The organism is Demequina soli (assembly GCF_000971195.1).
Lineage (GTDB): Bacteria > Actinomycetota > Actinomycetes > Actinomycetales > Demequinaceae > Demequina > Demequina soli.
Genome location: NZ_BBLZ01000001.1, coordinates 372,213 through 397,575, shown reverse-complemented (window position 1 = coordinate 397,575; position 25,363 = coordinate 372,213). Strand labels below are relative to the sequence as shown.

Below are 25,363 nucleotides of genomic sequence, written 5' to 3'. Positions count from 1 at the left end.
TGCCCTGCCCGGCACGGGGGCGCTGTCCTGTCACGACGCGAACGCCGTGGTCGCGAGGAAGTCGCCGAGCATCCGGCGCCACACCCACCAGGAGTGGTCGCCTTCCGTCTCGAGGGTCGTCGCGGTGAGGCCGGCCTCCCGATAGCGCGCGGCGAGGGCCTCGAAGGACCCGGCGCCCGCGGTGAGCGGGTCCTGGGCGCCGGTGCCCAGGTGCACGGCGCGCGCGGTGGCGGCGGTCGCGAGCTCCGCGTCGGTGAGGTCCTCGGCGGCGCCGTGCGGTGCGACCGCCGCGGGCATCGACCACATGCCGTACGCGTCGAACAGGTCGGCGCGCGTGAGCATCAGGTGCTCGGCGAGGCGCCCGCCCATCGACAGGCCCGCGAAGGCGCGCAGCGCCGGGTCGGCCGTCGCATGGAGGTGCGACTCCGCGTACGGCAGGACGCTGTCGACCAGCTCCCGTGCATACAGGTCGAAGAACGCCGGGTCCTCCATGCCGTCCGCCGACAGGCCCGAGAAGTCGGTGGTGATCGCGACCACGGGCGGGATCTCGCCCGTCGCGATCGCATGGTCGAGCTGCTCCGCGGCCCCGCCCTTGATCCACCACGCCGTCTCGTCGTCGTAGGCGCCGTGCGAGAGCACGAGGAGCGGATAGGGCTCCTCGCGGTCCGGGTCGAACCCCGCGGGCAGGTACACGCCGAGCGCGTGACGCCCGGCGGGGTCGACCGACAGCGCGGATGCGTAGGTGCGCGCCTCGACGGTGCCGCGCTCCGCGGGGGCGGCGGGCAGCTGGTCGGCGGCGTCGTACGTCGGATGCGCGGGGTCGACCGGCACGAACAGCCGGGACCACTGCTGCGCCTCGTCCGGGTCGGTCGCGAGCGGTGCGGGGTTGGCGGGGTCCGCCGTCACCTCGCAGACGAGGACGAGCGTGCACTCCCGCGTGACGAAGCCGTAGTTCCACAGGCCCGCGGGGACAGCGGCGGTGAGCTCCCACACCCCGTCGTCGCCGCGCGTGAGCGGTGCGAGGTCTTCCGCGAGGGGCAGGGTGGGGACGTCGCCGGGCGTCCAGCCGTCGCCGAGCCACGAGCGGGACGCCCCCGCGACCCCCAGCAGGTCCGGCGTGGTGAGGTACAGGTCCCCGGCGAGCCACACCTGGTCGGCGTCCGGCGCGGCGAGCCGGAAGGTCACCTCGTACCCGGTGGGCGAGGAGCCGGACGCGACCACCTCGGGCCCGTCGAGGACGGGGGAGCGGGACGATGCGTCGCCCGCGCAGCCGCCGAGCGCCAGTCCGGCGGTGGCCGTGGCCGCGAGGACGCGCGCGCGTCGGGTCGCCCTCATGTCAGCCTCCTCCGGTCGCGCCGCGTCAGACCGGCAGCGGGATGAGCATGCGCAGCACGAACCACCCATCGGCGGACTCGACCGCCATGGTGCCGTCGTAGCGCTCCGCGGCCTGACGGATGTTCTTGAGGCCGTAGCCGTGGTGCTGCGCATCGTCCTTGGTGGTCGCCGGCAGCCCGTCGACCAGGCTGAGCTCGCCGCCGAACCAGTTCTCGAAGCGCAGGATCGCGAAGTGGCCCTGGCGGTACACGGCGACTCGGATGAGCCGCCGCTCGCGGTCCCTCACCTGCGCGGTCGCCTCGATCGCGTTGTCGAGCGCGTTGCCGAAGACCGTCACGACGTCCATCACGTCCATGAAGTCCACCACCGTTCCCTCGACGACGCTGGTGACGGTGATGCCGTGGACGTCCGCCTGGGCCATCTTGCTCGCGAGCACGGTGTCCACCACGGCGTTGCCGGTGTCGATGGCCGCCGCCCCGTAGCCGCGGATCGACTCCTCGAGCTGGTCGACCATCGAGGAGCGCGCGGTGGCGTCCGTCTCGCCGCGGATCGCCGTGATGTAGTTCTTGAGGTCGTGATAGCGCGCGTTGACGGCCTCGCGCTCCTCGCGTGACCGCAGGTACTGCTGATGCTGGTGGTGCAGCAGCGAGTTCATCGACTGGACCTCGATGGCCCGCTGGAGGTGAAGCCGCTGGCCGCGCATCGCGTAGAGGGCGATGAAGCCCGCGAGGTCGACGAGCGTGCGGATGTAGAAGATCTCGCGGCCGTCGCGCCCGCTGAAGGGCGTGTCCTCGTTCACGAAGCTGAGGTTGGACAGCAGGAACGTCACGACGGCGATCGACAGCGTCGCCGCGAGCGTGCGGCCGTCGATCTCGAGCCGCACGCCGGCAGGGAAGTTGCGGCGCTCGACCAGCCACGCGGCGCCCAGGCACGCCCCGCCCAGCAGGATCAGCGAGAGCACCCGCACGCCGGTCCAGACGCCGGTGACGAAGAAGTGCTGGTCGAGCTGCCACGCGAGCGACGCCGAGAGCTCGGCGAGCACGAAGGCGCGCGCGAGCAGGTCGCCCGCCGCCTTCGCGTTCGTGTCGGTGCACGCCCAGATCAGCAGGAACATGCTGAAGGCCGCGAGCGTCATGCCGAGCGACCACAGCCCGAGCGGCAGCGCGCCCGTGAGCTCCTGCACGCCGATGATGACGCCGAGCCCCACCGCCAGCGCCGCGCCCAGGGCCGGGCCCTTGAGGCGGCGCGGCACCATCGAGATGTAGAGCAGGCAGGTGGACCACTCCGCGAGCGCGGGCAGCAGTCGAGGCATCTCCTCGAGGGGCTGGTTGATCACGCGCGCTGGCCGTCCATGTGCGCGGCGAGGGCGTCGAGGAACGCCTTCTTGCGGGGGCGGCTGACCTGGAGGGCGTCGCCGCCGACCATCACGCTCGCGCCGTCCTCGAACCGACGTACGTGGCGCAGGTTGACCAGGTAGCAGTTGTTCGAGCGGAAGAAGCCCAGGGCGCCGAGCTCGTCCTCGAGCGCCTTGAGCGTGCCCGAGAACGTGTACTCGCGGTCGAGCGAGTGGATGGTGATGCGGTGCTTCACGGACTCGATGTAGACGATGTCCGCCGGGTCGAGCCGGATGACCGTGTTGTTGACGGTGATGACCACGCTGCGGCTCTCGCGCTTGCGCAGCCGCGCGAGCGAGCGGGTGAGCTCCTGCGCGAACGCGAAGTAGGGCACGGGCTTGAGCAGGTAGCTGAGGGCGTCGACCTCGTAGCCGCGGATGGCGAACTGACCCATGTTGGTGACGAAGATGATGATGACGTCGGAGTCGACCTCGCGGATCCGGTGGGCGGCCTCGAAGCCGTCCATCCCGGGCATCTCGACGTCGAGGAAGAGCAGGTCGTACTGCGGGCGGTAGTCCTGCACCGCGGCCTTGCCGTCCGGGAAGTCGCGGATGTCGAGCTCGAGGGCGTGCTCCTCGCCGTACCTGGCCAGATGCGCCATGAGGGTGTCGCGGTAGGTCGCGTCGTCCTCGACGATCCCGATCCTGATCACTGTGCTCCCTGCCGTTCGACTGCTGGACCAGTGTAAAACGGCGTGATGGAGGCACCCCGGGACGAACGGGCGGTCCGGAGGTGCATGAGGCGTCCTTGCGTCATCGAGTCGCCGGGGGTGGCGCCCCGGGGCAGGATGGTCAGGCTATCGATCTGCGAGGGGCGATGCGCGCCGTCCGCACGTTCTGACGCCCTCGCCGCACGTTCTGCGCCGACGGCGTCAGATCGGCAGGACCAGCTGCTCCCCCTGGTTGTGGATGTTGCCGACCTCGCGACCGACCTCGTGCCACGTCAGGTCGGGTGCGGGCGCCGCGATGGCGGCGAACAGGTCGTCCCGGGATGACGCGGGGTCCAGCCACGCGTCGGCCTCCTCGGGCATCAGCATCACCGGCTGCCGATCGTGGATCTCCTGCATGTCCCCCCGCGACGCGGTGGTGACGATCGCGCACGTCGCGAGCCACGGCGCATCGTCCCCCAGGGCCTTGTCCTTCCAGAACTCGAACAGGCCGCCGAACGCGAGCGGCGCCCCGTCCTCGGTGTGGATGAAGTACGGGGTCTTCACGCCGTCGACGGTGCGCCACTCGTAGTAGCCGCTCGCCGGGACCAGGCAGCGCCGCTTCGCGAAGGCGGAGCGGAACGACGGCTTCTCCGCGACCGTCTCGGCGCGCGCGTTGAACATCTTGGAGCCGATCGCGGGATCCTTCGCCCACGACGGCACGAGCCCCCACCGGGTGCGCTCGAGCGAGCGGCCCGCCTCCTTGCGCGCGACCACGATCGACGTGTCCTGCATCGGCCCGATGTTGTAGCGCGGGGCGAGCCGCGCATCGTCCGCGACCACCGCCACCTCGAACGCGTCGATGAGCTCCTGCTCGGTGAGGAAGTTCGCGTAGCGGCCGCACATGGGGCCAGCGTAGGCACGCCAGGGCCGTGCGGGACCCCGTTTGGGCCGCCTGCCAGCACCTTTCGATATCCACACCCCTTGTCCTAATTGTCCGTTTCGCGCTAGCGTCGCCGCCATGGGGGGAGAGGCGCAGGCGCGCATCGAGGACGATGTGCGCGCGCGGATCCGTGACACGGGTGTGGACCCGACGCGGGACGCGCGCGCCGTCGAGCTGCTCGTGGCGGCCGTCATCGACGAGTGGGACGAGCGCGCCCTCCTCGGCGGCGACGCCCCCGTCGCGGACCGTGCCGCGCTCGCCCGCACCGTCACCGACGCGGTGGCGGGACTCGGCCCGCTGCAGCCGCTGCTCGACGATCCCGAGATCGAGGAGATCTGGATCAACGCCCCGCACGAGGTCTACGTGGCCCGCAAGGGCGCGAGCGAGCTCACCAGCATCCTGCTGACCGCCGAGGAGGTGCGCTCGCTCGTGGAGCGGATGCTCGCGCTCGCGGGCAGGCGACTCGACCTGAGCTCGCCGTTCGTCGATGCCGCGCTGCCCGGCGGGGAGCGCCTCCACGTCGCCATCCCGGACGTCACGCGCCGCCACTGGGCCGTCAACATCCGCAAGTACATCGCCCGCGCCACCGACGTCGATGACCTCGTCGCGCTCGGCACCCTCACCCACGCGGCCGCGCGCTTCCTCGCGGCCGCCGTCCGGGCCGGGCTCACCATCCTCGTGTCGGGCGGTACCCAGGCGGGCAAGACCACCACTCTCGGGGCGCTCGCCGGCGCGATCCCCTCGCGCGAGCGGGTGATCACGTGCGAGGAGGTCTTCGAGCTCGCGCTGCCGGTGAGAGACGTGGTCGCGCTCCAATGCCGCCAGGCCTCGCTCGAGGGCACGGGCGAGATCTCCCTGCGGCGCCTCGTCAAGGAGGCGCTGCGGATGCGTCCCGACCGGATCGTGGTCGGGGAGGTGCGCGAGGCGGAGGCGCTGGACCTGTTGATCGGCCTCAACGCCGGACTTCCGGGGCTGTGCACCATCCACGCCAACTCCGCCCGCGACGCCCTCGCCAAGATGTGCACGCTGCCACTGCTCGCCGGTGACAACGTGTCCGACCGTTTCGTGGTCCCCGCCGTCGCCTCCGCCGTGGACCTGGTGGTCCACCTGGGCCTCGAGGCCGACGGCCGGCGCCGCGTGCGCGAGATCGCGGGCGTGTCCGGCCGCGTCGAGTCCGGCGTGATCGAGCTGGCCGAGATCTTCACCACCCGCGACGGCGCGCTCGTCAGGGGAGGCGGCTTCCCGCCCCACCCGGAGCGGTTCACCGGGCTCGGGCTCCCCCTCGCCGAGATCCTGGCGGCCTGACATGGACGCGGCGCTCGGGCTCCTGCTGGGGACCGGGCTGCTGCTCGTGTGGCTCGCGTGCTGGGAGGCGCCGCCGCGCACCCGCGAGCGCCGCTCGCGCGCCGTCGACTTCGAGGACCGGCTCGTCCAGGCGGGGATCCAGGGGGTGAACGCGACCGCATTCGGGGCGGCCGCGCTCGGCGCCGGGCTCGCCGCGCTGGTGATCTCGTGGTCCGTCACCCGTTCGCTCGCCGTCGCGGGCATCGTCGCGTGCGGGGCCGCCTACGGCCCGTACGCCTTGGTCGCGTCGCGTGCGCGATCCCGTCGCGCCGCGCTGCGCACCGCCTGGCCCGAGGCCGTCGACGCCCTCGCCTCCGGCATCCGTGCCGGGCTCGCCCTCCCGGAGGCCCTCGCGGCCCTCGGCGAGCGCGGACCCGAGCCGCTCCGTCCCGCCTTCCGCGGCTTCGCGGAGGACTATCGCGCCACCGGAGCGTTCGGCGCGTGCCTCGATCGGCTCAAGGCCGCGCTCGCGGACCCCGTCGCCGACCGCATCGTCGAGTCCGTGCGCCTCGCCCGCGACGTCGGCGGCACCGAGGTGGGCTCCGTCCTGCGCGCCCTCGCGCGCTTCCTGCGGGACGATGCGCGGGTCCGGGGTGAGCTCGAGGCCCGCCAGTCCTGGACCGTCAACGCCGCCCGGCTCGCCGTCGCCGCGCCGTGGGTCCTGCTCGCGCTCCTCGCCACCCGCCCCGGCGGGCTCGAGGCCTTCGATACCGCCGCGGGTGTCGCCGTCCTCGTCGGCGGCGCGGCCGCATGCGCAGGCGCCTACCGGCTCATGCGCACGCTCGGGCGGCTGCCGGTCGAGGAGAGGGTGCTGAGATGACCGCCCTCATCTGCCTCGCGCTCGCGGCCGGCCTCGCCCTCGTGTGGTCGTGGGCGCGCGAGCGGCGATTCTCCCTGGAGCGACGGCTCGCGCCCCGGCTTCGCGGCGGTGCCGTCGCCGTCGAGCGGGGTCCGCTCGCCCGCATCGTCGCGCCGCTCGTCGCCGACGCGTCGCGCCTGATCGCGCGGTGGGGCGCGCCCGCCGAGGAGGTCGAGCGGCGCCTCGCCCGCGCCGGGCTCGAGGGCACGGTCGCGCGCCACCGCGCGCAGGGCGTGGCCGGGGGTGCGGCCGGTCTCGCCGCGGGGCTCGCGGTGGGCGCGCTGCTCGCGTCCGTGCGCGGCACGGGCCCCGTGGTGGTGCTCCTCGTCGCGGTGTGCGGCGCGGCGGCCGGCGCCACCGCGCCCGACCTGCTGCTCGCCCGCCGGGCCGCCGCACGTGCGGCCCGCATCCGCGCGGAGCTGCCGGCGGCCGCCGAGATGCTCGCGCTGGCCGTCGTGGCGGGGGAGTCGGTGCCGGCCGCGCTCGACCGGGTCGCGGCGCTCGCGCCCGGGCCGCTCGGCGACGAGCTGCGCCTCGCGCTCGCCGACATCCGCGCCGGCGGCACCGTCGGCCGCGCGCTCGACGCGCTCGCGGCGCGCGTCGCCGAGCCGGTGGTCACGAGCTTCTGCGACGCGATCGTCACCGCCATCGAGCGCGGCACCCCGCTCGCGGAGGTGCTCCACTCCCAGGCCACCGACGTGCGCGACCGCGGCCGCCAGCACCTCCTCGAGGAGGGCGGCAAGCGTGAGATCGCCATGCTCGTACCTGTTGTCCTCTTGATTCTGCCCGTCACCGTGCTGTTCGCGTTGTTCCCCGGACTCGTCGCATTGAGGCTCGGGGCCTGAGAGAGGGGGAAGGCATGAGGAAACGCTTCGACTGGAGGGACGACCGCGGCGACGTGCCGGGCTGGGTCCTCATCACCTTGATGACAGCCGGGCTCGTCGCCACGATCTGGGCCCTCGCGGGCCCGGCGCTGGGCGACATGTTCACCACCGCCCTTGAGTCGGTCACCGGGGCCTGACGAGGGCAGCGCGGTCGTCGAGCTCGTGCTCGTCGCCTCGCTGGTGATCGTGGTCGCGCTCGCGGTCCTGCAGCTGGTCCTCGCGGCCCACGTGCGCGCCACGCTCACGGCGTGCGCGTCCGAGGGCGCCCGCGTCGCCGCCGTCGCGCGTCAGGGGGACGATGCGGGCCTCGCCCGCGCGGTCGGCTGCGCCCGGGACTCGCTCGGCATGACGGCCGCGGCCACCGCGGGAGACGAGGACGTCGCGGGGCTCGCGGGCGTGCGCGTCACGCTCACCGGGCCGTCTCCCGTGCTCGTGCTGTGGCACGGAGGCGACGTGTCCGCGAGCGGCCGCGCCATCCGGGAGGTCGCCGGTGCGTGACGCGAGGGACGATGCGGGCGCGGCGGCGGTCGAGTTCGTCGCGCTCACGCTGGTCCTGCTGCTGCCGCTCGTCTACCTGGTGGTCGCGGTCACGCGGGTGCAGTCCGGCGCGTACGCCGCCGAGGCCGCCGCCTACGCCGCCGCCCGCGCGGCGGTGGTGCGGGGGCTCGACGCGCTCGACTCCGGCGCCGGGACCGAGGCGGCCCTGGGGGTCGCGCGCGACGCCGCCGGCCTCGCCGCGGACGTGACGGCCGCGGACTTCGGGGTCGACGACGTGGCGATCGAGCTGGGCTGCGAGGGGGCCTGCCTCGCGGCCGGCTCGGCGGTCACGGCTCGCGCCTCCGTGCGGGTCCCCCTGCCGGGGCTGCCGTCGGTGCTCCGCGCGGCGATCCCCGCGCGCGTCACGGTCGAGGCGACCGGCGCGAGCCCGGTCGACGGGTACGTGCCGTGACCCGGCCCGCCCGCGACGAGGGCTCGGTGATGGTCCTGACGATCGGCCTCGTCGCCGTCCTCCTCGCCGCGATCGTCACGGTCGCGTCCATCACCCAGGTTCAGCTCCAGCGGGCCCGCCTGGCCCACGCCGCGGACGAGGCCGCGCTCGCGGCCGCCGACACCATCGACGTCGACGCCTACTACGCGACCGGCACGGTCCGCGTCGACGCGGGCACGCTCGAGGACGAGGCGCGCGCCCAGCTCGCGGTCTCGGCCCGCCGCCAGGGCCTCGCGGGCGCGGTGCTGACCCGCGCATCGTCCCCCGACGGGACCACCGTGGAGGTGACCGTCGCGCTGCACGCGCCGGTCCTGTTCGGGGCATCCTGGCTGCCGGGTCGGGTGGATCTGAGCGCGTCCGCGTCGGCGAGGGCGCTGGGGCCCTAGGTCCGCGGGCACTTGGTCCCAAGCAAAGCATCGGCCCGACCCGTACGGTGAAACACGAGGTGCCCCCACACCGCCAGCCGGCAGGAGCGAGCCCCCCAAAGACACGGCCCCACAAGGGCCTCACCCAGGGAGAGGGAGTACAGGCCATGACCACCGAAGCCGTCGACAGCACCACGATCCAGGACGACGCGGGAGACCCCCGCTCGCAGGCGTGGCGCGGCTTCTCCGCCGGCGCCTGGTGCGACGGCATCGACGTCCGTGACTTCATCCAGGCCAACTACACCCCGTACGAGGGCGACGACACGTTCCTCGCCGGCCCGACCGCCCGTACCACGGGCGTGTGGGACAAGCTGTCCGCGATGTTCCCCGAGGAGCGCGAGAAGGGCGTCTACGACGTCGACTTCGAGCACCCCGCCACCATCACGGCGCACGCGCCGGGTTACATCGACAAGGACAACGAGGTCATCGTCGGCCTCCAGACCGATGCGCCGCTCAAGCGCGCGATCATGCCGTACGGCGGCTGGCGCATGGTGGTGAAGGAGCTCGAGACCTACGGGTACCCGGTCAAGCCGGAGCTCGAGGAGATCTTCTCCAAGTACCGCAAGACCCACAACGACGGCGTCTTCGACGCGTACCCGCCGAACGTCCGTGCGGCCCGCAGCTCGCACATCGTCACGGGCCTCCCGGACGCCTACGGCCGCGGCCGCATCATCGGCGACTACCGCCGCGTCGCGCTGTACGGCGTCGACGCCCTCATCGCGGGCAAGAAGCTCGAGCGCATGGAGCTCGACATGGAGCGCTCGACCGAGGACATCATCCGCGACCGCGAGGAGAACTCCGAGCAGATCAAGGCGCTCAAGGAGCTCAAGGAGATGGCCGCCTCGTACGGCTTCGACATCTCCGGCCCCGCGACCAACGGCCGCGAGGCCGTCCAGTGGCTGTACTTCGCGTACCTCGCCGCGGTGAAGGAGCAGAACGGCGCCGCCATGTCGCTCGGCCGCACCTCGACCTTCGTCGACGTGTACCTCGAGCGCGACATCGCCGAGGGCACCCTCACCGAGGAGCAGGCTCAGGAGATCATCGACGACTTCGTCATCAAGCTCCGCATCGTCCGCTTCCTCCGCACCCCCGAGTACGACGCCCTGTTCTCCGGCGACCCGACGTGGGTCACCGAGACCATCGGCGGCATCGGCGAGGACGGCCGCCCGCTGGTGACCCGCACCTCGTTCCGCTACCTGCAGACGCTGTACAACCTCGGCCCGGCCCCCGAGCCGAACCTGACCGTGTTCTGGTCGGACAAGCTGCCCCAGGGCTTCAAGGACTACTGCGCGAAGGTGTCGATCGACACGTCCGCGATCCAGTACGAGTCCGACGAGCTGATCCGCCCCTGCTACGGCGACGACACCGCGATCGCGTGCTGCGTGTCCGCGATGGCCGTCGGCAAGCAGATGCAGTTCTTCGGCGCCCGCGTCAACCTCGCCAAGTCGCTGCTGTACGCGATCAACGGCGGCCGCGACGAGATCTCCGGCAAGCAGGTCGCGCCGGTGTCGGCCCCGATCCTGGACGAGGTCCTCGACTTCGACACCGTGCTCGAGGCCTACGACACGCTGCTCGACTGGCTCGCCGAGACCTACGTGGACGCCCTCAACTGCATCCACTACATGCACGACAAGTACGCGTACGAGCGCATCGAGATGGCGCTGCACGACCGCACCATCCTCCGCACCATGGCCTGCGGCATCGCCGGCCTGTCGGTCGCGGCGGACTCGCTGTCGGCCATCAAGTACGCGACCGTCCGCCCCGTGCGCGACGAGTCCGGCCTCGCCGTGGACTACGAGATCGACGGCGAGTTCCCCTGCTACGGCAACGACGACGACCGCGTCGACGAGATCGCCGTCGCGCTCGTGGGCCGCTTCATGGAGAAGATCCGCCAGCAGCCGACGTACCGCAACGCGCAGCACACGCAGTCGGTCCTCACCATCACGTCCAACGTGGTGTACGGCAAGCACACCGGCAACACCCCGGACGGCCGCCGCTCGGGCGAGCCGTTCGCGCCGGGCGCCAACCCGATGAACGGCCGCGACGTGCACGGCGTGATGGCCTCGGCCCTCTCCGTCGCGAAGCTGCCCTACGCGGAGGCGCAGGACGGCATCTCGCTGACCACGTCCATCGTCCCGTCCGGCCTCGGCCGCACCCGCGAGGACCAGGTGAAGAACCTGGTGGGCATCCTCGACGCGTACAACGTGTCGAACGGGTTCCACGTGAACATCAACGTCCTCAACCGTGAGGTCCTCGAGGACGCGATGGAGCACCCGGAGAAGTACCCGCAGCTCACCATCCGCGTGTCCGGCTACGCCGTGAACTTCGTCCGTCTGACCCGCGAGCAGCAGCTCGACGTGCTCTCCCGCACGTTCCACGCCGGGCTGTAGCAGCTCAGCGCGGACAGGACCCTCAGCGGCGCCTCGCCCCTCCGGGGGCGGGGCGCCGCTCTCTCTATCATCGGCTTCAGGAGGTCCCCCATGTCCGACACCAGCCACCCCGTTCCCGTGCCGCTTCTCGCGTCCCCTCCCATGGAGATCGCGGACGAGGAGATGGCCGCCGCCGAGCGCATCGTCGACCACACGTCCGGGTCGGTCCACTCGTGGGATCTCGTCACGGGCGCCGACGGCCCCGGCACCCGCATGGCGCTGTTCCTCGCCGGCTGCGGGATGCGGTGCCAGTTCTGCCAGAACCCCGACACGTGGCGCATGCGCGACGGCAAGCGCCACACCGTCGACGAGGTGATGGAGAAGGTCGAGCGCTACGAGAAGGTCCTCAAGGTCTCCGGCGGCGGCATCACCATCTCCGGCGGCGAGCCGCTGCTGCAGGCCAAGTTCGTCATGGAGATCTTCCGCCGCTGCCAGGAGCGGGGCATCCACACCGCGCTCGACACCGCGGGCCTGCTCGGCGCGCGCCTGTCCGACGAGGACCTGACGTCGATCGACCTGGTGCTGCTCGACATCAAGTCCGGCATCCCCGAGACCTACACGCGCGTCACGGGTCGCCCGCTGCAGCCGACCCTGGACTTCGCGCGCAGGCTCTCGGACCAGGGGCGCACCATGTGGATCCGGTTCGTGCTGGTGCCGGGCCTCACCGACGCGGTCGAGAACGTCGACGCGGTCGCGTCCTTCGTGGAGACGCTGGACGGCGTTGCCCGCGTCGAGGTGCTGCCGTTCCACCAGCTGGGCCGCGACAAGTGGGCCGCGACGGGGGAGCCGTACCTGCTCGAGGACACGCCCACGCCGTCGCACGAGCTGCTCGACCGGGTGAGGGGGCAGTTCGCGAGCCGCGGCATCACCGTGATGTAGGACGATGCGCGGGCCGGCCGGCCGGGCGGTCGGCCGAAGTTTCGCATTGGCGCCGATCCCGCGCGTGCGCCTGCGCGGCGCCGGCTTCATCCATGGCGAACGCGCACGTTCGACACGGAGGTCCGGGTTTGAATGAAAGCGTTCATTCTCCGTGTAGCATCGTGCACGTCCTGAGCCGGGCTTGTCCCACCGTTGCCGTCGATGTCGACGGCACACGCACGGCGGGACCTCGTGCAGTGCTGCGGATTGGGGAGGGGCTGATGGGTCGCAAAGTCGGCGTCCGTGAGGTGGCGGAGCGCGCGGGCGTGTCCATGGGCACCGTGTCGAACGTCGTCAACGGCCTCTCGACGGTGAGCCCGGAGAACGTCGCGCGCGTGCAGCGCGCGATCGGTGAGCTGGGCTTCGTGCCGAACTCCCATGCGAGGCAGCTTCGCGGCGGGAGATCCGACACGATCGGCATGCTCGTGCTCAACGTGGGCAATCCTTTCTTCGCGGATGTCGCTCATGTCGTGCAGGAGCTCGCGCAGCCGGAGGGCTCGCCGTTGGTGATCGCGAGCAGCGATCAGGACCCCGAACTCGAGGCGCGGCTGTTGACCATGTTCGAGGAGTCGCGTGCGCGCGGCCTCATCGTCGCGCCCGTCCATGGAGTGACGCCGGGCTTGGTGGCGGCGCAGCGACGCGGGATGCCGATCGTCCTGCTCGATGAGCATGCGGGGGCCGAGCAGTTCTGCTCCGTCTCGCTCGACGGTACGGCCGGCGGATACCTCGCCGCCTCCCACCTGCTCGAGCGGGGCCGGCGTCGGCTCGCGTTCGTGGGTGGGCCGATCACGCAGGTCACAGATCGCCTTGCGGGGGTCTCTCGCGCGGTCGACGAGGCGCCCGGCGCCTTGTTGAGCGTCTTCGAGGTGCCGGACCTGACGGTGGATCAGGGGCGCGCCGTCGGCAGTCGTATCGCGGCGCTCGACGCCCGTGACCGGCCCGACGGCATCTTCGCCGCCAACGACCTTGTCGCACTAGGGATCCTCGCGGAGTTCCAGGGCGCCGGCATCGACGTGCCCGGCGATGTTGCGCTCGTGGGGTACGACGACATCGACTATGCGAAGACCGCGAGCGTGGCGCTGACGTCGATCGCCCAGCCTCGCACGACCATCGCGACCGAGGCGCTCAGGCTCCTGCTCGACGAGGAGAGGGCGACCGCCGATGCACCGCACGTGCACCAGCAGTATCGACTCGCCCCGGAGCTGACGGTGCGAGCCAGCAGCGGCGCTGCGCGCTAGCGCCGACTGCGAGCGGGCACTGCCATGTGCCGGGCGTCGTGTCCCGCCTCGCGGGCGCACCTGCGAGGCGGCCGACGGCTGGACGGCGCACCGAGGCGGCCTCGTGACGGTGACGCGATGCTGAACCGTTACATTCAGGCTGGCCAAACCCGCATGACTTATGATTGAATCCGTTCATCGGCAAGGCATTGGGGCCTCGCTGACCAAGGAGGAGGACAACGATGCCTTTCACTCTTCACGGGCGCACCTTCGCTGTGCCCGCCCTGCTCGCGGCCTCCGCGCTCGGGCTCGCCGCATGCTCGACCGGCAGCTCGCCGTCATCGAGCGGCTCTGCTGGCAGCGACGGCTCCGCTGAGCCTGTCGAGCTGTCTTTCCTGGTCGACAACGCGGAGGTCACCGTCGGCATCGCCGAAGCCCTGACCGCGGCGTACACCGAGGCGCACCCGAACGTGACCTTCGAGATCGAGCAGCGACCGGGCGGCACCGAGGGCGACAACATCGTTAAGACCCGTCTGCAGACCGGTGACATGGCGGACCTCTTCGTCTACAACACCGGCTCGCTCTTCCAGGCGCTCGCACCGTCGCAGACGCTGCTCCCGCTCGACGACATCGCGAACATGGCGGCCGTCTCCGACACCTTCAAGGCCGGCGTCACCGCCGACGGCGGGGTCTACGGCATTCCCGCAGGTACAGCGATGGGCGGCGGCATCCTGTACAACATCCCGCTGTACGAGGAGCTGGGCCTCGAGGTCCCGACCACGTGGGACGAGTTCATGGCCAACAACGCGGCGATCGCCGAGAAGTCCGACGCCGCACCTGTCGTCCAGACTTATGGCGAGACCTGGACGTCGCAGCTGTTCGTGCTGGGCGACTTCGCCAATGTTCTCGCAGCGGACCCGGAGTGGGCCGACAAGTACACCGCGAACGAGGCGAAGTACGCCGACGGCTCGCCCGCCATCGACGGCTTCCAGCACCTCCAGGACGTCGCCGACGCCGGCTACCTCAACAAGGACTTCGCGTCCGCGAGCCTGGCAGACGGCATGCGCATGGTCGCGACGGGCGAGGGTGCGCACTACCCGATGCTGACGTTCGCCTTCTCCGAGCTCCAGGCCAACAACCCCGACAACCTCAACGACGTCGGCCTGTTCGCCATCCCCGGCAGCTCGGGTGACAGCCCGCTTACCACCTGGCTCTCGCCCGGTTACTACATCCCCGCGACGAGCGAGCATTCCGACGCAGCCAAGGACTTCCTCAACTGGGTCGCCACCCCCGAGGCGTGCGAGGTCCAGACCGAGGCCGTGGGCGCACAGGGTCCGTACTTCGTGGACGGCTGCACCCTGCCGGACGACGTTCCGCAGATGGTCGCGGACATGCTCCCCTACTTCGACGCGGGCAACACCGGCCCCGCGCTCGAGTTCCTTTCGCCGGTCAAGGGCCCTGCCCTCGAGAACATCATGGTCGAGGTCGGCTCCGGGATCCGCTCCGCTCAGGACGGCGCGGCCCTCTACGACGAGGACGTCAAGAAGCAGGCTCAGCAGCTGGGCCTCGAGGGCTGGTAAGCCCCACGCCACACCCATCAGCACACCTCCGGGTCCCGGCCACGGCCGGGGCCCGGAGGGCGAGCGGAGCCCTCTCATGACTGACACACTTCACGCACGCACGCAGGAAGCCCCTGCCTCGATCGACGCGCCGGACCGCACCCGGAAGGCCCGCAAGCGCAGCACCTACCCGATGTGGTTCTACGCGCCGGCCGGCGTGATCTACGGCGCGCTCTTCGTCATCCCGACGTTCGCCTCGTTCTACTTCGCACTGACGCGCTGGACCATCTTCGACTCCGAGTTCATCGGACTCGAGAACTTCAAGACGTTCTTCGCCGAGCCGTATCTGTTCGAGAGCCTGCTCAACACGCTCTTCTACGCGACGTTCACGTCGGGGGCGAAGGTCGTGCTCGGCCTGCTGCTCGCGGTGTTCCTGTCGAGCCAGATCATCGCGCGCGGGTATCTGCGCAGCGTGGTCTTCTTCCCCGTGCTGGTGTCCGCGGTGGGCGTCGGCGTGACGTTCTCCGTGCTCATGGACCCGTTCGATGGCCTCATCAACAAGGTCCTCGCCGTCTTCGGTGTCGAGGGGCCGGGCTGGCTCACCGATCCCGACCTTGCGCTCTTCTCCGTCGCCTTCGTCGACGTGTGGCGCGGCGTCGGCCTCGCCACGCTGATCTACATCGCCGGAATCGTCGCGATCCCCCAGGAGTACTTCGAGGCCGCGAAGGTCGATGGCGCGAACGCCTGGCACCGCTTCTGGCACGTGACCCTTCCGCTCATGCGTCCGGCGACCACCACCGTGATCATCCTGTCGCTCATCGGCGGCCTGAGGTCCTTCGATCTCATCTGGACCATGACGAAGGGCGGTCCCGGATTCAGCTCGGACGTGCTCGCGTCCGTGGTCTACAAGCAGTATCAGGCGGGCTTCTATGGTCTCTCCACCGCCGGCAACGTGGTCCTCTTCGTCCTCGTGGCGGCGATCATCATCCCGCTCTTCTGGTTCCTCAACCGCAAGGAGGTCGACCAGTGAGCACCGCTGTTCAGACGTCGAAGCTCAACCGCACCTACTCCCGCCTTGGCGGCCTCGCCGGCATCATCGTCACCGCGGTCGTCTTCCTGGTGCCGTTCGCCTTCATCTTCGTGACGGCGTCCAAGACCCGCGCCGAGGCGTCCCTGCTCGAGTTCTCGTGGCCCACGGAATGGGCGTTCGTCGAGAATCTGGTCGAGGTGGTGCAGTCGCGCGACTACATCCTCATCACCGCGTTCATCAACTCGACCATCCTCACAGTCGGGTCGGTCACCATCATGGTCGTGGTGTCGGCGATGGTGGGCTACGTCCTCCAGCGCCGCAAGAGCCGCTGGAACCCGCTCATCAACTTCCTCGTGCTCGCGGGCCTCATCGTCCCGCCGGCCGTGGTGCCCACCATCTGGGTCATGCAGGGCCTCGGGATCTACAAGACGCTCCACGGCCTGATCCTCATCGAGGTCGCGTTCGGGATGGCGTTCTGCATCCTCATGTTCCGCGCCTTCGTCTCCACCATCCCGCGCGAGCTGGACGAGGCGGCCACCATGGACGGTGCCGGGCCCGTGCGGCTCTTCTTCAAGGTGATCTTCCCACTGCTGCGTTCGGTGATCGTCACCGTGATCGTGGTGCAGTCCGTCACAGTGTTCAACGACTTTCAGAACCCGCTGTACTTCCTGCCCGGAGACAAGGGCGCGACCGTCCAGGTCACCCTCTACAACTTCCAGGGGCAGTTCTCGACGTCGTGGAACCTCCTGTTCATGGACATCCTCCTGATCACCGTCCCGATGCTCATCATGTACATCTTCTTCAACCGTCAGATCGTCGCCGGAATGACCTCCGGCGCAGTCAAGGGGTGACCGTGGCCTCCACCACCGTCCGTGTCCGCGTCGAGTCGGCACAGTTCGGCGACATCGTCATGACGCGCACGCCACGCCTGTCCTGGGCGACCAGCACCGGTGCCGCCGGCTGGATCCAAGGCGCCGCCGAGGTCCGCTGGGTGTCCTCCCGCGGCTCGCTCATCCGCGAGCTGGTCGGGCCCGCATCGGCGCAGGTGCCGTGGCCGTTCAGCCCGCTCGAGGCGAACGATGCCGGGACGCTCGAGGTCCGCGTGCGCTCGACGGAGTCGGGCTGGTCGCCCTGGAGCGAGCCTGTCACCGTCGGGTGCGGAGTCCGCGATGGCTGGCCCGCCACGTGGATCGCACACCCGGGTCCGCGCGCCGAGCAGTGCCCCGTGCGCCTGCGCCGCACCGTCGACGTGCGCGAGGGCCTGGTGTCCGCGATGCTGCATGCGACCGCGCATGGCGTCTACCAGGCCTACGTCGACGGTGTCGCCGTCGACGACGAGCGGCTCAAGCCTGGCTGGACCGCGTACGGCGAGCGCGACACCTACGCCGCGACCGACGTCACCGCCCTCCTGCCGGACGGCGCCAGGACCTTGACCGTCGACCTCGCGGCCGGCTGGTTCGCGGAGAAGTACGGGTGGGGCGGGCTCGAGAAGTGCATGTACGGCTCCGACCAGCCACGTTTCTCGGCGGTCCTGACCCTCGTGTACGCGGACGGCACCGTCGAGGAGGTCGTCACCGACGGCACGTGGGAGGTGACCGACGAGGGCCCCGTCATCGCCTCGGGCATCTACGCGGGCGAGCACGTCGACGCGCGCAAGGGGAACCCGACCGCCTGGGTGCCCGCCGCATCGTCCCCAGTCAAGACGGCGCCGGTGCCGCGCACCAGCCCGCCCGTGCGCGCCACGCAGGAGATCGCGCCGGTCGAGATGATCCGGACGCCGTCCGGTGCGACCGTGCTCGACTTCGGGCAGAACCTCGTGGGCCACCTGCGCATCCGCGTGAGCGGCCCCGCCGGCGCGACGGTGACGCTGCGTCACGCGGAGGTGCTCGAGAACGGCGAGCTCGCGCTGCGCACCCTGCGCCGTGCCGCCGCCACCGACCGCTACACGCTTGCCGGCGACGGCGAGGAGGTCTGGGAGCCGCGCTTCACGTTCCACGGCTTCCGCTACGCGCAGCTCGACGGCTGGCCCGGCCAGCTCGACCCCGCGGACGTCACCGCGGTCGTGGTCGGCTCGGACATGCGCCGCACCGGGACCTTCGAGTCCTCGCACGCGCTGCTCGACCGCCTCCACGAGAACGTCGTGTGGTCCATGCGCGGCAACTTCCTGTCCATCCCCACCGACTGCCCGCAGCGCGACGAGCGCCTCGGATGGACCGGCGACATCCAGGTCTTCGCGCCCACAGCATCGTTCCTCTACGACTCCGACGCGTTCCTGTCGTCGTGGCTGGAGGACCTTGCGATCGAGCAGACCGAGGACGGCTCCGTGCCGTTCGTCGTGCCGGACATCCTGGAGTCGGCGGAGATCGGCACGGCAGCGTGGGGCGACGCCGCGACGCTGGTCCCATGGACGCTCTACCAGCGGTTCGGCGACCGCGACACCCTCGCGCGCCAGTTCGCCAGCATGCGACTGTGGGTGGACTGGATGGCTGGCCGCGCCGGCGAGAAGCTCTTGTGGCAGGGCGACTTCCAGTTCGCCGATTGGCTCGACCCGACCGCGCCGCCCGAGCGCCCGGTCGAGGCGAAGGCGGATCGCGACCTGATCGCCACCGCATACTTCTACAGGTCGGCGGCGGTGGTCGCCGAGGCGGCTCGCGTGCTGGGCGACGATGCGACGGCTGAGACTTACGGCGCCCTCGCCTCTCGGATCCGTGACGCCTTCCACGGCGAGTACGTGACGCCGTCTGGGCGCCTCATGTCGGATGCTCAGAGCTCGTATGCCGTGGCGATCGGCTTCGGACTGGTCGACGACGCGCGCCGGCAGGCGATGGGCGACCGATTGGCCGAGCTGGTCGAGCGAGCGGGCTACCGCATCTCCACCGGGTTCGTGGGCACGCCGCTCATCGCGGACGCGCTCACCGACACCGGGCACGCCGATGTGGCGGGGCGTCTCGTGCTGAACGACGAGAACCCCTCGTGGCTCTACCCCGTCACCATGGGTGCGACCACCATCTGGGAACGCTGGGACTCGATGCTGGAGGACGGCACCGTCAACCCCGGCGAGATGACGTCATTCAACCACTATGCGCTCGGCGCCATCGCGGATTGGCTCCACCGCCGCGTCGCGGGACTCGCGCCCGCCGAGCCGGGGTACAGCGCGATCGAGGTACGCCCCGTGATCCTCGATGGCCTCGAGCGCGCGCACAGCACCTTCGAGTCCGCGTACGGCGTTCACGCGGCCGGCTGGGAGCGGGTGGGCGAGGTGGTGCGGGTCACGGTCACCGTGCCGCCCAACACGTCGGCATCGGTGACGCTGCCAGGATCGGATGAGGTGGTCACCGTCGGGTCCGGCACGCACGAATGGATGGCGCCGGCCCCTCTGCCCTCGCTGACGCGCACGCGGTTCACCGTCGACACGCCCTTGATCGAGATCCGCAGGAGCGACGTCGCCTACGCCGCGATCCGCAGCGCGCTCGTGTCGGCTCTGGGAGTGGACGGCACCAGCGATTTCCTGCGTTCGGTCCAATGGGGGCCGCGCGGCACCTTCCGCAAGCAGGCGCTCGTGATGCCGCCGGGCGTGGTCGACATCATCGGCAAGGCGCTGGCGGAGCTCTGATCTCCGTGGAGGGCCGCCATCACGTCCTGGCGGCCCTCCACGGTTGCGCCCCTGGAACGGCGGAGGCCGGGCCCCCGTGGGGACCCGGCCTCCGACCGGTCAAGCCGGAACGCCTCAGGCGGTGAGCGCCGCCGCGAGCTCGTCGAACACGCGGATGTAGGCGTCGACCGACGCGTCGGTGTGGACCACCGACAGCGTCCACTCCTCCTCGCGGCCCGGCGTCATGAAGATGCCGTGGTTCATGTTCCACAGCCACGCGAGGTCGCACAGCTCGGCGTCCTGCGCCTCCTTGAACGTCTCGTAGTCCACGATCTTCTCGGTCGAGAACGTCACGCAGCCCTTGGAGCCGATGCCGATCGCGTAGCCGGGCAAGTCGTACTTGTCGATGACGCCCTGGCAGCCGGCGACGATCTTGTCGTTGAGCTCCGCGAGGCGGTCGTACGCCTCCGGCGTGAGCACCTCGAGCAGCGACGCCTTCGCGGCCGCCATCGACAGCGGGTTCCCGTTGTAGGTGCCCACCTGGTAGACCGTGTGGTCCTCGACCACGGACATGACCTCGGCGGTGCCGCCGATCGCGCCCGACGGCATGCCGCCGCCCAGCACCTTGGCGAGCGTGACCATGTCCGGCGTGACGCCGAACTTCTCGGTCGCGCCGCCCGCGGCGATCGCGAGGCCCGTCTTGACCTCGTCGAAGATGAGCACGATGCCGTGCTTGCGGGTGATCTCGCGCACGGCCTCGAGGTAGCCCGGCTCGGGCAGGACCACGCCGAGGTTCATCATCGCGGCCTCCATGATGACGCACGCGGGCTTGCGACCCTCGGCGTCGAGGCGCTCGATGCGGCGCTCCATGGCGCCCGCGTCGTTGAACGGCACGGCGACGGTCATGTCGACCACGGACTGCGGGATGCCGCCGCCGTAGGGCAGCGACTCGTAGTTCTCGCGGTCGCCGATCTTGTCGTACTCGACGCCGATCGACACCATGACGGTGTCGTGGTGGCCGTGGTACGAGCCGAAGATCTTCATCACCGTGTCGCGGCCCGTGTAGGCGCGAGCGATGCGGATGGCGTCCATGGTGGACTCGGAGCCCGAGTTGGTGAAGCGCCACTTCGGCAGGCCCCAGCGGCGCGCGAGCTCGTCGGCGACGAACACGCAGTCCTCGGTCGCCGAGCCGAAGTGGGTGCCGAGCGGGTAGCGCTTCGCGATGGCCTCGCCGATAGCGGGGTGCGCGTGGCCCTGGACCATCGAGCCGTAGCCGTTGTGGAAGTCGTAGTACTCGTTGCCGTCGACGTCGGTGATGCGGTCGCCCGCACCCGACTCGATGTAGATGGGCCACGGGTCGCGGCCCTGGTAGCTGGACGCGACGCCGCCGGAGAGGTGCTCCGAGGCGTGGCCGTACATGGCCTTGGACTTCTGGGTGCGCTCGTTGAGCAGCGCGGTCTGCTCCTCGATCAGCTGGCTGATACGGGCGCGGTCGAGCGTGACAGGCATGACTCCTCCACCCGACCGGCCTGGCGACGGGCATCTTCATGAGGTGAGGTTCGCGACCGCCCGCCGGCCTGGCGCTGGGGTCGCACACCCGGGGAGTGCACCTCCGAAGGTAGCCGATCCCCCCGCCCCAGGTCCACGCGGCGTCGGACGATGCGTCGCGAGCCTCCCGCGGAACGGCCGCCGTGTCCGAGGTCCCTTGCGCGCGCCCCGCGGGTGCGGTTCGATGCCCACCAGACCCCACCACCGTCAGGAGTGATACCCGTGGGCACCACGGTCTTCGAGCGCCACCCGGCCGCCGCATCGTCCATCGCGAGCATGCTGGAGGGCTCGCGGCTCTCGCCCTTCTGGACGGACGATGCGCCCGGCCCCGCGCGGCCGAGCCTCGCCGGCAGCCACCGTGCCGACCTGGTGATCGTGGGCGGCGGCTACTCCGGGCTGTGGACCGCGGTGCAGGCGAAGGAGCGCCAGCCCGGCCTGGACGTGGTGCTGCTCGAGGCGCGCCGCATCGGCTGGGCGGCGTCCGGCCGCAACGGCGGCTTCTGCGAGGCGAGCCTCACGCACGGCCGCGAGAACGGCGAGTCGCGCTGGCCCGACGAGATCGACCAGCTCGACCGGCTCGGGATGGAGAACCTCGACGCCATCGAGGCGACGGTCGCGCGGTACGGCATGGACGTCGACTGGCAGCGCACCGGCGCGCTCTCGGTCGCCGTGGAGCCGCACCAGGTGGAGTGGCTCGAGGGCCCCGGCGGGCTCGACGCCGAGGCGACCCGCGCGCTCGTCAACTCGCCGACCTACCTGGCCGGGCACCTCAGCCCCGACGACACGGCCCTGGTCCACCCGGGCAAGCTCGCCCGCGAGCTCGCCAGGGTCGCGGAGGACCTGGGTGTGCGGATCTTCGAGGGCTCGCCCGTGACGGCCGTCGAGGACGGCCCGGCCGTGCGCACGCGCGACGGGATCGTGCGCGCCGGCAAGGTGGCGCTCGCGACCAACGTGTTCCCGTCCCTGCTGAGGCGCAACCGCCTCATGACGGTGCCGGTCTATGACTACGTCCTCATGACGGAGCCGCTCACCTCGGCCCAGCTCGCGGAGATCGGCTGGGAGGGCCGCCAGGGCGTGTCCGACATGGCCAACCAGTTCCACTACTACCGGCTCACCGCGGACGACCGCCTGCTGTTCGGCGGCTACGACGCGATCTACCACGCCGGTGGCCGCGTGCGGGCGTCCTACCAGGACCGTCCCGAGTCCTACGAGAAGCTCGCGAGCCACCTGCTCACCACGTTCCCGCAGCTCGACGGGATCCGCGCCACCCACCGGTGGGCCGGCGCGATCGACACGAGCACCCGCTTCTGCGCGTTCTTCGGCACGGCGCGCGGCGGCGACGTGGCGTACTCGCTCGGCTTCACGGGCCTCGGCGTCGGCGCGACGCGCTTCGGCGCCGCGGTGATGCTCGACCTGCTCGCGGGCGACGAGACCGAGCGGACGCGGCTGCGGATGGTGCGCGAGCGCCCGCTGCCGTTCCCGCCCGAGCCCGTCGCGAGCCTGGGCATCAACGCGACCCGCTGGAGCCTGGACCGCGCCGACCACCGCGAGGGCCGTCGGAACCTGCTGCTGCGCGGCCTCGACGCCGTGGGCCTCGGCTTCGACTCGTGAGCCCCCTCGTCTGGGCCGTCGCCTCGGGCGCGGCCCTCGTGGGCGTCGAGCTCGCCCGCTCGGTGCCCGCGTGGCTCAGGGTGCGGCGCTCGCGCAGCGTGGCGGGCCTGTCGGCCGCGTCGCTCGGCGTGCTGCTCGGCTCGATCCCCGCGTGGCTGGCGGTCGCGGTCCTCGCGCACGCGTGGGGCGTGATCGTCGCGACGCTGCTGTGGGCCGTGTTCCACGCGCGCCTGTGCGTCGAGGCGTCGCGCCTCGACGCCGGGTTCCGCACGGTCATCGCGCGCGCAGCCGGCGCCACGGTCGCGGGGCTCGCGCTGATCGGCCTCGTCGGCGAGGCGGTCGGCGCGTTGCGCCTGTCCGTCGGTATGGCGCTCGTCGCGGTCACCGCCGCGTACTCGCTGCCCGCGCTGTGGTCCGGCCTGCGCGCGGCCGACGTCGCCGGCATCTCGGTCCTCGCGACCGCCGTGAGCGCCGCCGAGGGCGTGATCTACGTCGCGATCGGCGCGGGCTGGACCGGCACCGCGGCGATCCCGAGCTACCTCGCGTTCGGCGCGCTCGCGATCCTGTCGAACGTGCCACGCTGCTGGCGCGCCGTCGCGCACCGCTGGCGCGAGTCGCGCACGCCGCACCTCGCGGTGGCCGGGCTAGGGTTCGAGGCATGAGACCCGGGGAGCCGCACGACGCGCTGGCGCTGGACATCGTCCTCGAGGACGGGACGGGGCTGAGCGCGATCGGCTACCTCGGCGAGCTCGAGGTCGGCGCGTGGGAGATGGCGCCCGGCGTCGACGAGGACGTCGAGCTCGACGAGGTGTTCGTGGTGATCGCCGGCGCCGGCACCCTCGAGTTCCTCGAGCCCGCGCTGCCGACGGTGGCGCTGCATCCCGGCGTGGTGGTGCGCCTCGCGGACGGCATGAAGACCCGCTGGACCGTCACCGAGACGCTGCGCAAGGTCTACCTCGCGCCGTAGCGGGTCGCGGCCCGGTCAGCCGCGGGGCCGCGTGAGCAGCGCGACGTGCAGCGCGGTCTGCGTCTCGCCGTCCTCGAGGTCGACTCCGAGCAGCCGCTCGATGAGCTCGAGGCGCTGGTAGAACACCGATCGTGACAGGTGGGCGGCGCGCGCGGCCGCGGTGCGGTTGCCCGGGTGCGACAGCGCGGCGCGCAGCACGCGCTGCAGGTCGCCCGCGGTGCGCTGGTCGTGCTCGACGATGGGCGCGAGCATCCGCTCGCCGTGGTCGAGCAGCCGGTGGTCGTCGCGCAGGCTCGCGAGCAGCCGCGCGAGGGGGCGCCGCTCGACCCACAGCACCTCGCCCGGCCCGGGCTCGCCGGCGTTGTCGATCGCCTCGTGCAGCGCGTGCGTCGCGGCGTCCACCGTCTCGGCCTCCCGGCCGATCGCGATGGCGGCCCGCGAGCCGTCGCGGAGCGCGCGCGGCAGGGACGCGGCGGCGTCGTCGTCGAGGGGACGATGCGCGGGCAGGGACAGCAGCACGACCGTCACCGGGCCGCCGGTGCGGGCGGGCACGGCGAGCGCGCGGGCGCGGCCCCCGAGCGCGAGCGCCCACGCCTCGATCTCCGCCGCGGTCGGCTCGGCGCCGCGGATCGCGAGGCCGTACAGGCGTCGGCCCGCGACGGGCACGCCCGCCGCCTCGAGCCGTGCCGCCATCGCCTCGGGCGTGGCGAACCGGCCCGTGAGCAGGGGATCGAGCACGTGGCGGCGCGCGATGGCGGCCCACTCGTCGCGCGCGCCGTCGGCGAGGCGGCCCAGCGCGAGCGCGATCGCGCCCTGGGACAGCACGTTGCGGCGCCCCGCGGCGTGCGCGGGGCCCGGCAGGGCCACGAGCGAGCCCCAGCGCTTGCCGCGCGCGTCGACCGGGACCACGAGCCAGCCGGACTCGTCCTCGTCGAGGTCGCGGTGGGCGGAGCGGGAGCGTCGCTCCCAGTCGGCCAGGACGGTCGCGTCGGCGCCGACGGGCACCTCGGCGATGAGGGCCTCGTGCGCGAGGCTCTCGAGCACCACCGGGCAGCCGAGCGTGCGGGCGAGCTCGTGCACCACGTGGTCGGCGGGCGCGCCGCGCAGCGCGAGCGTGGTGAACGTGTCGCGAACCTCGTCGCGCGCCCGCAGCGCCGCCGTCTGGTCCGCGATGATGCGGCCGTGGCCCGCCTCGGTGAGGTGGACGAACCGCACCTCGTGGTGGAGCACCACGAGCGCGAGGCCGCGCCGCTGCGCGGTGGCGAGGACCGCGGGCGGGACGGCGGCATGATGCGTGCCGAGCTCGAGCACGAGCGCGGCGACCCCCGCGTCGGCGAGGCTGTCGACGAAGGCGGTGAGCCCCGCATCGTCCTCGGGCCAGGCCGTTCCCATCGACAGCAGCAGCTCGCGGCCCTCGAGCATGCGGGCGATGTCGCCGCGCTCGGAGGTGTGGATCCAGCGCACGGGGGCCTCGAGCGCGGGCCCGCCGACGATCACCTCGGGAAGCCCGGCGCGGAACGCGTCGTCCTCGAGGAGGTCCGCCACGGTCGGCAGCGCCGCCAGCGCCGCGGCGCCCGGACGATGTGTCGGAGAGGCGCTGAGATCGCGACGGTCGGAGGGCTCCATCCGGCCATCGTATGTGTGAATCTTTGAGGCATCGCACCATATCCGCGC

The 25,363-nt window shown here is 71.7% G+C and carries 23 protein-coding genes; 17 read left to right on the top strand and 6 right to left on the bottom strand.

Features of this window, described 5'->3' with window-relative positions; translation table 11 throughout:
* Positions 1 to 30 precede the first annotated feature (30 nt).
* From AOM04_RS01885 to AOM04_RS01870, 4 genes are all read right to left on the bottom strand, one after another.
* Positions 31 to 1,335, bottom strand: a complete 1,305-nt coding sequence (locus AOM04_RS01885; RefSeq protein ID WP_062461413.1) for an alpha/beta hydrolase-fold protein — start codon at positions 1,333 to 1,335, stop codon at positions 31 to 33.
* A 25-nt stretch (positions 1,336 to 1,360) separates the two neighbouring features.
* Positions 1,361 to 2,671, bottom strand: a complete 1,311-nt coding sequence (locus AOM04_RS01880) for a sensor histidine kinase (RefSeq protein ID WP_062461410.1) — start codon at positions 2,669 to 2,671, stop codon at positions 1,361 to 1,363.
* Positions 2,668 to 3,381, bottom strand: a complete 714-nt coding sequence (locus AOM04_RS01875; RefSeq protein WP_062461407.1) for a LytR/AlgR family response regulator transcription factor — start codon at positions 3,379 to 3,381, stop codon at positions 2,668 to 2,670. The genes AOM04_RS01880 and AOM04_RS01875 overlap by 4 nt, the downstream gene beginning before the upstream one ends.
* Positions 3,382 to 3,600: 219 nt before the next feature.
* Entirely contained in the window at positions 3,601 to 4,281 is a 681-nt protein-coding gene (locus AOM04_RS01870) for an SOS response-associated peptidase (protein WP_062461404.1), read from the bottom strand.
* 115 nt (positions 4,282 to 4,396) lie between these two features.
* On the opposite strand from AOM04_RS01870, the gene AOM04_RS01865 reads away from it, so the two are divergent.
* The 14 genes from AOM04_RS01865 to AOM04_RS01805 all read left to right on the top strand — a co-directional run bounded on the left by AOM04_RS01865 (position 4,397) and on the right by AOM04_RS01805 (position 19,584).
* The gene (locus AOM04_RS01865; protein WP_062461402.1) at positions 4,397 to 5,623 is read left to right on the top strand and encodes a TadA family conjugal transfer-associated ATPase; all 1,227 of its coding nucleotides are present in this window, start codon (positions 4,397 to 4,399) and stop codon (positions 5,621 to 5,623) included.
* 1 nt (position 5,624) lies between these two features.
* Positions 5,625 to 6,482 (top strand): type II secretion system F family protein, encoded by an 858-nt coding sequence (locus AOM04_RS01860; protein WP_062461399.1) that lies wholly within the window; start codon positions 5,625 to 5,627, stop codon positions 6,480 to 6,482.
* Positions 6,479 to 7,366 (top strand): type II secretion system F family protein, encoded by an 888-nt coding sequence (locus AOM04_RS01855; RefSeq protein ID WP_062461396.1) that lies wholly within the window; start codon positions 6,479 to 6,481, stop codon positions 7,364 to 7,366. Before AOM04_RS01860 ends, AOM04_RS01855 begins: the two co-directional genes overlap by 4 nt.
* Before the next feature lie 14 nt (positions 7,367 to 7,380).
* Positions 7,381 to 7,542 (top strand): hypothetical protein, encoded by a 162-nt coding sequence (locus AOM04_RS14745; protein WP_169816394.1) that lies wholly within the window; start codon positions 7,381 to 7,383, stop codon positions 7,540 to 7,542.
* Complete coding sequence (locus AOM04_RS01850; protein WP_082104283.1) at positions 7,520 to 7,903, top strand: TadE/TadG family type IV pilus assembly protein; 384 nt, start codon at positions 7,520 to 7,522, stop codon at positions 7,901 to 7,903. Before AOM04_RS14745 ends, AOM04_RS01850 begins: the two co-directional genes overlap by 23 nt.
* Positions 7,896 to 8,354 (top strand): hypothetical protein, encoded by a 459-nt coding sequence (locus tag AOM04_RS01845; protein ID WP_062461391.1) that lies wholly within the window; start codon positions 7,896 to 7,898, stop codon positions 8,352 to 8,354. Before AOM04_RS01850 ends, AOM04_RS01845 begins: the two co-directional genes overlap by 8 nt.
* Positions 8,351 to 8,779: a pilus assembly protein TadG-related protein gene (locus AOM04_RS01840; protein WP_062461388.1), complete on the top strand. Its 429-nt coding sequence runs from the start codon at positions 8,351 to 8,353 to the stop codon at positions 8,777 to 8,779. Before AOM04_RS01845 ends, AOM04_RS01840 begins: the two co-directional genes overlap by 4 nt.
* 146 nt (positions 8,780 to 8,925) lie before the next feature.
* Positions 8,926 to 11,208: a formate C-acetyltransferase gene (gene pflB / locus AOM04_RS01835; protein WP_062461383.1), complete on the top strand. Its 2,283-nt coding sequence runs from the start codon at positions 8,926 to 8,928 to the stop codon at positions 11,206 to 11,208.
* A gap of 90 nt (positions 11,209 to 11,298) precedes the next feature.
* A complete protein-coding gene (gene pflA, locus AOM04_RS01830) occupies positions 11,299 to 12,126 on the top strand; it encodes a pyruvate formate-lyase-activating protein (RefSeq protein ID WP_062461380.1) in 828 nt (275 codons plus the stop codon).
* Positions 12,127 to 12,386: 260 nt separating this feature from the next.
* On the top strand, positions 12,387 to 13,403 hold the full coding sequence (locus AOM04_RS01825) for a LacI family DNA-binding transcriptional regulator (protein ID WP_062462316.1): 1,017 nt from the start codon (positions 12,387 to 12,389) through the stop codon (positions 13,401 to 13,403).
* A 221-nt stretch (positions 13,404 to 13,624) separates the two neighbouring features.
* Positions 13,625 to 14,962, top strand: a complete 1,338-nt coding sequence (locus AOM04_RS01820) for an ABC transporter substrate-binding protein (RefSeq protein ID WP_062461377.1) — start codon at positions 13,625 to 13,627, stop codon at positions 14,960 to 14,962.
* Between the two features lie 76 nt (positions 14,963 to 15,038).
* Positions 15,039 to 15,971: a carbohydrate ABC transporter permease gene (locus tag AOM04_RS01815; protein ID WP_062461374.1), complete on the top strand. Its 933-nt coding sequence runs from the start codon at positions 15,039 to 15,041 to the stop codon at positions 15,969 to 15,971.
* Positions 15,968 to 16,822, top strand: a complete 855-nt coding sequence (locus AOM04_RS01810) for a carbohydrate ABC transporter permease (RefSeq protein ID WP_082104282.1) — start codon at positions 15,968 to 15,970, stop codon at positions 16,820 to 16,822. The genes AOM04_RS01815 and AOM04_RS01810 overlap by 4 nt, the downstream gene beginning before the upstream one ends.
* Positions 16,823 to 16,824: 2 nt before the next feature.
* On the top strand, positions 16,825 to 19,584 hold the full coding sequence (locus tag AOM04_RS01805) for an alpha-L-rhamnosidase (RefSeq protein WP_228373584.1): 2,760 nt from the start codon (positions 16,825 to 16,827) through the stop codon (positions 19,582 to 19,584).
* A 114-nt stretch (positions 19,585 to 19,698) separates the two neighbouring features.
* Here AOM04_RS01805 and AOM04_RS01800 read toward each other — a convergent pair whose 3' ends face one another.
* On the bottom strand, positions 19,699 to 21,072 hold the full coding sequence (locus AOM04_RS01800) for an aspartate aminotransferase family protein (RefSeq protein ID WP_062461371.1): 1,374 nt from the start codon (positions 21,070 to 21,072) through the stop codon (positions 19,699 to 19,701).
* A gap of 261 nt (positions 21,073 to 21,333) precedes the next feature.
* On the opposite strand from AOM04_RS01800, the gene AOM04_RS01795 reads away from it, so the two are divergent.
* Genes AOM04_RS01795 through AOM04_RS01785 form a run of 3 tightly spaced genes read left to right on the top strand, consistent with a single transcriptional unit; the run spans position 21,334 to position 23,689 of the window.
* A complete protein-coding gene (locus AOM04_RS01795; protein WP_062461368.1) occupies positions 21,334 to 22,722 on the top strand; it encodes an NAD(P)/FAD-dependent oxidoreductase in 1,389 nt (462 codons plus the stop codon).
* Positions 22,719 to 23,384, top strand: coding sequence for a hypothetical protein (locus AOM04_RS01790; protein WP_062461365.1), 666 nt, complete (start codon positions 22,719 to 22,721; stop codon positions 23,382 to 23,384). The genes AOM04_RS01795 and AOM04_RS01790 overlap by 4 nt, the downstream gene beginning before the upstream one ends.
* Entirely contained in the window at positions 23,381 to 23,689 is a 309-nt protein-coding gene (locus AOM04_RS01785) for a cupin domain-containing protein (RefSeq protein ID WP_062461362.1), read from the top strand. Before AOM04_RS01790 ends, AOM04_RS01785 begins: the two co-directional genes overlap by 4 nt.
* Before the next feature lie 15 nt (positions 23,690 to 23,704).
* Here AOM04_RS01785 and AOM04_RS01780 read toward each other — a convergent pair whose 3' ends face one another.
* On the bottom strand, positions 23,705 to 25,315 hold the full coding sequence (locus AOM04_RS01780) for a PucR family transcriptional regulator (RefSeq protein ID WP_228373583.1): 1,611 nt from the start codon (positions 25,313 to 25,315) through the stop codon (positions 23,705 to 23,707).
* Positions 25,316 to 25,363 lie beyond the last annotated feature (48 nt).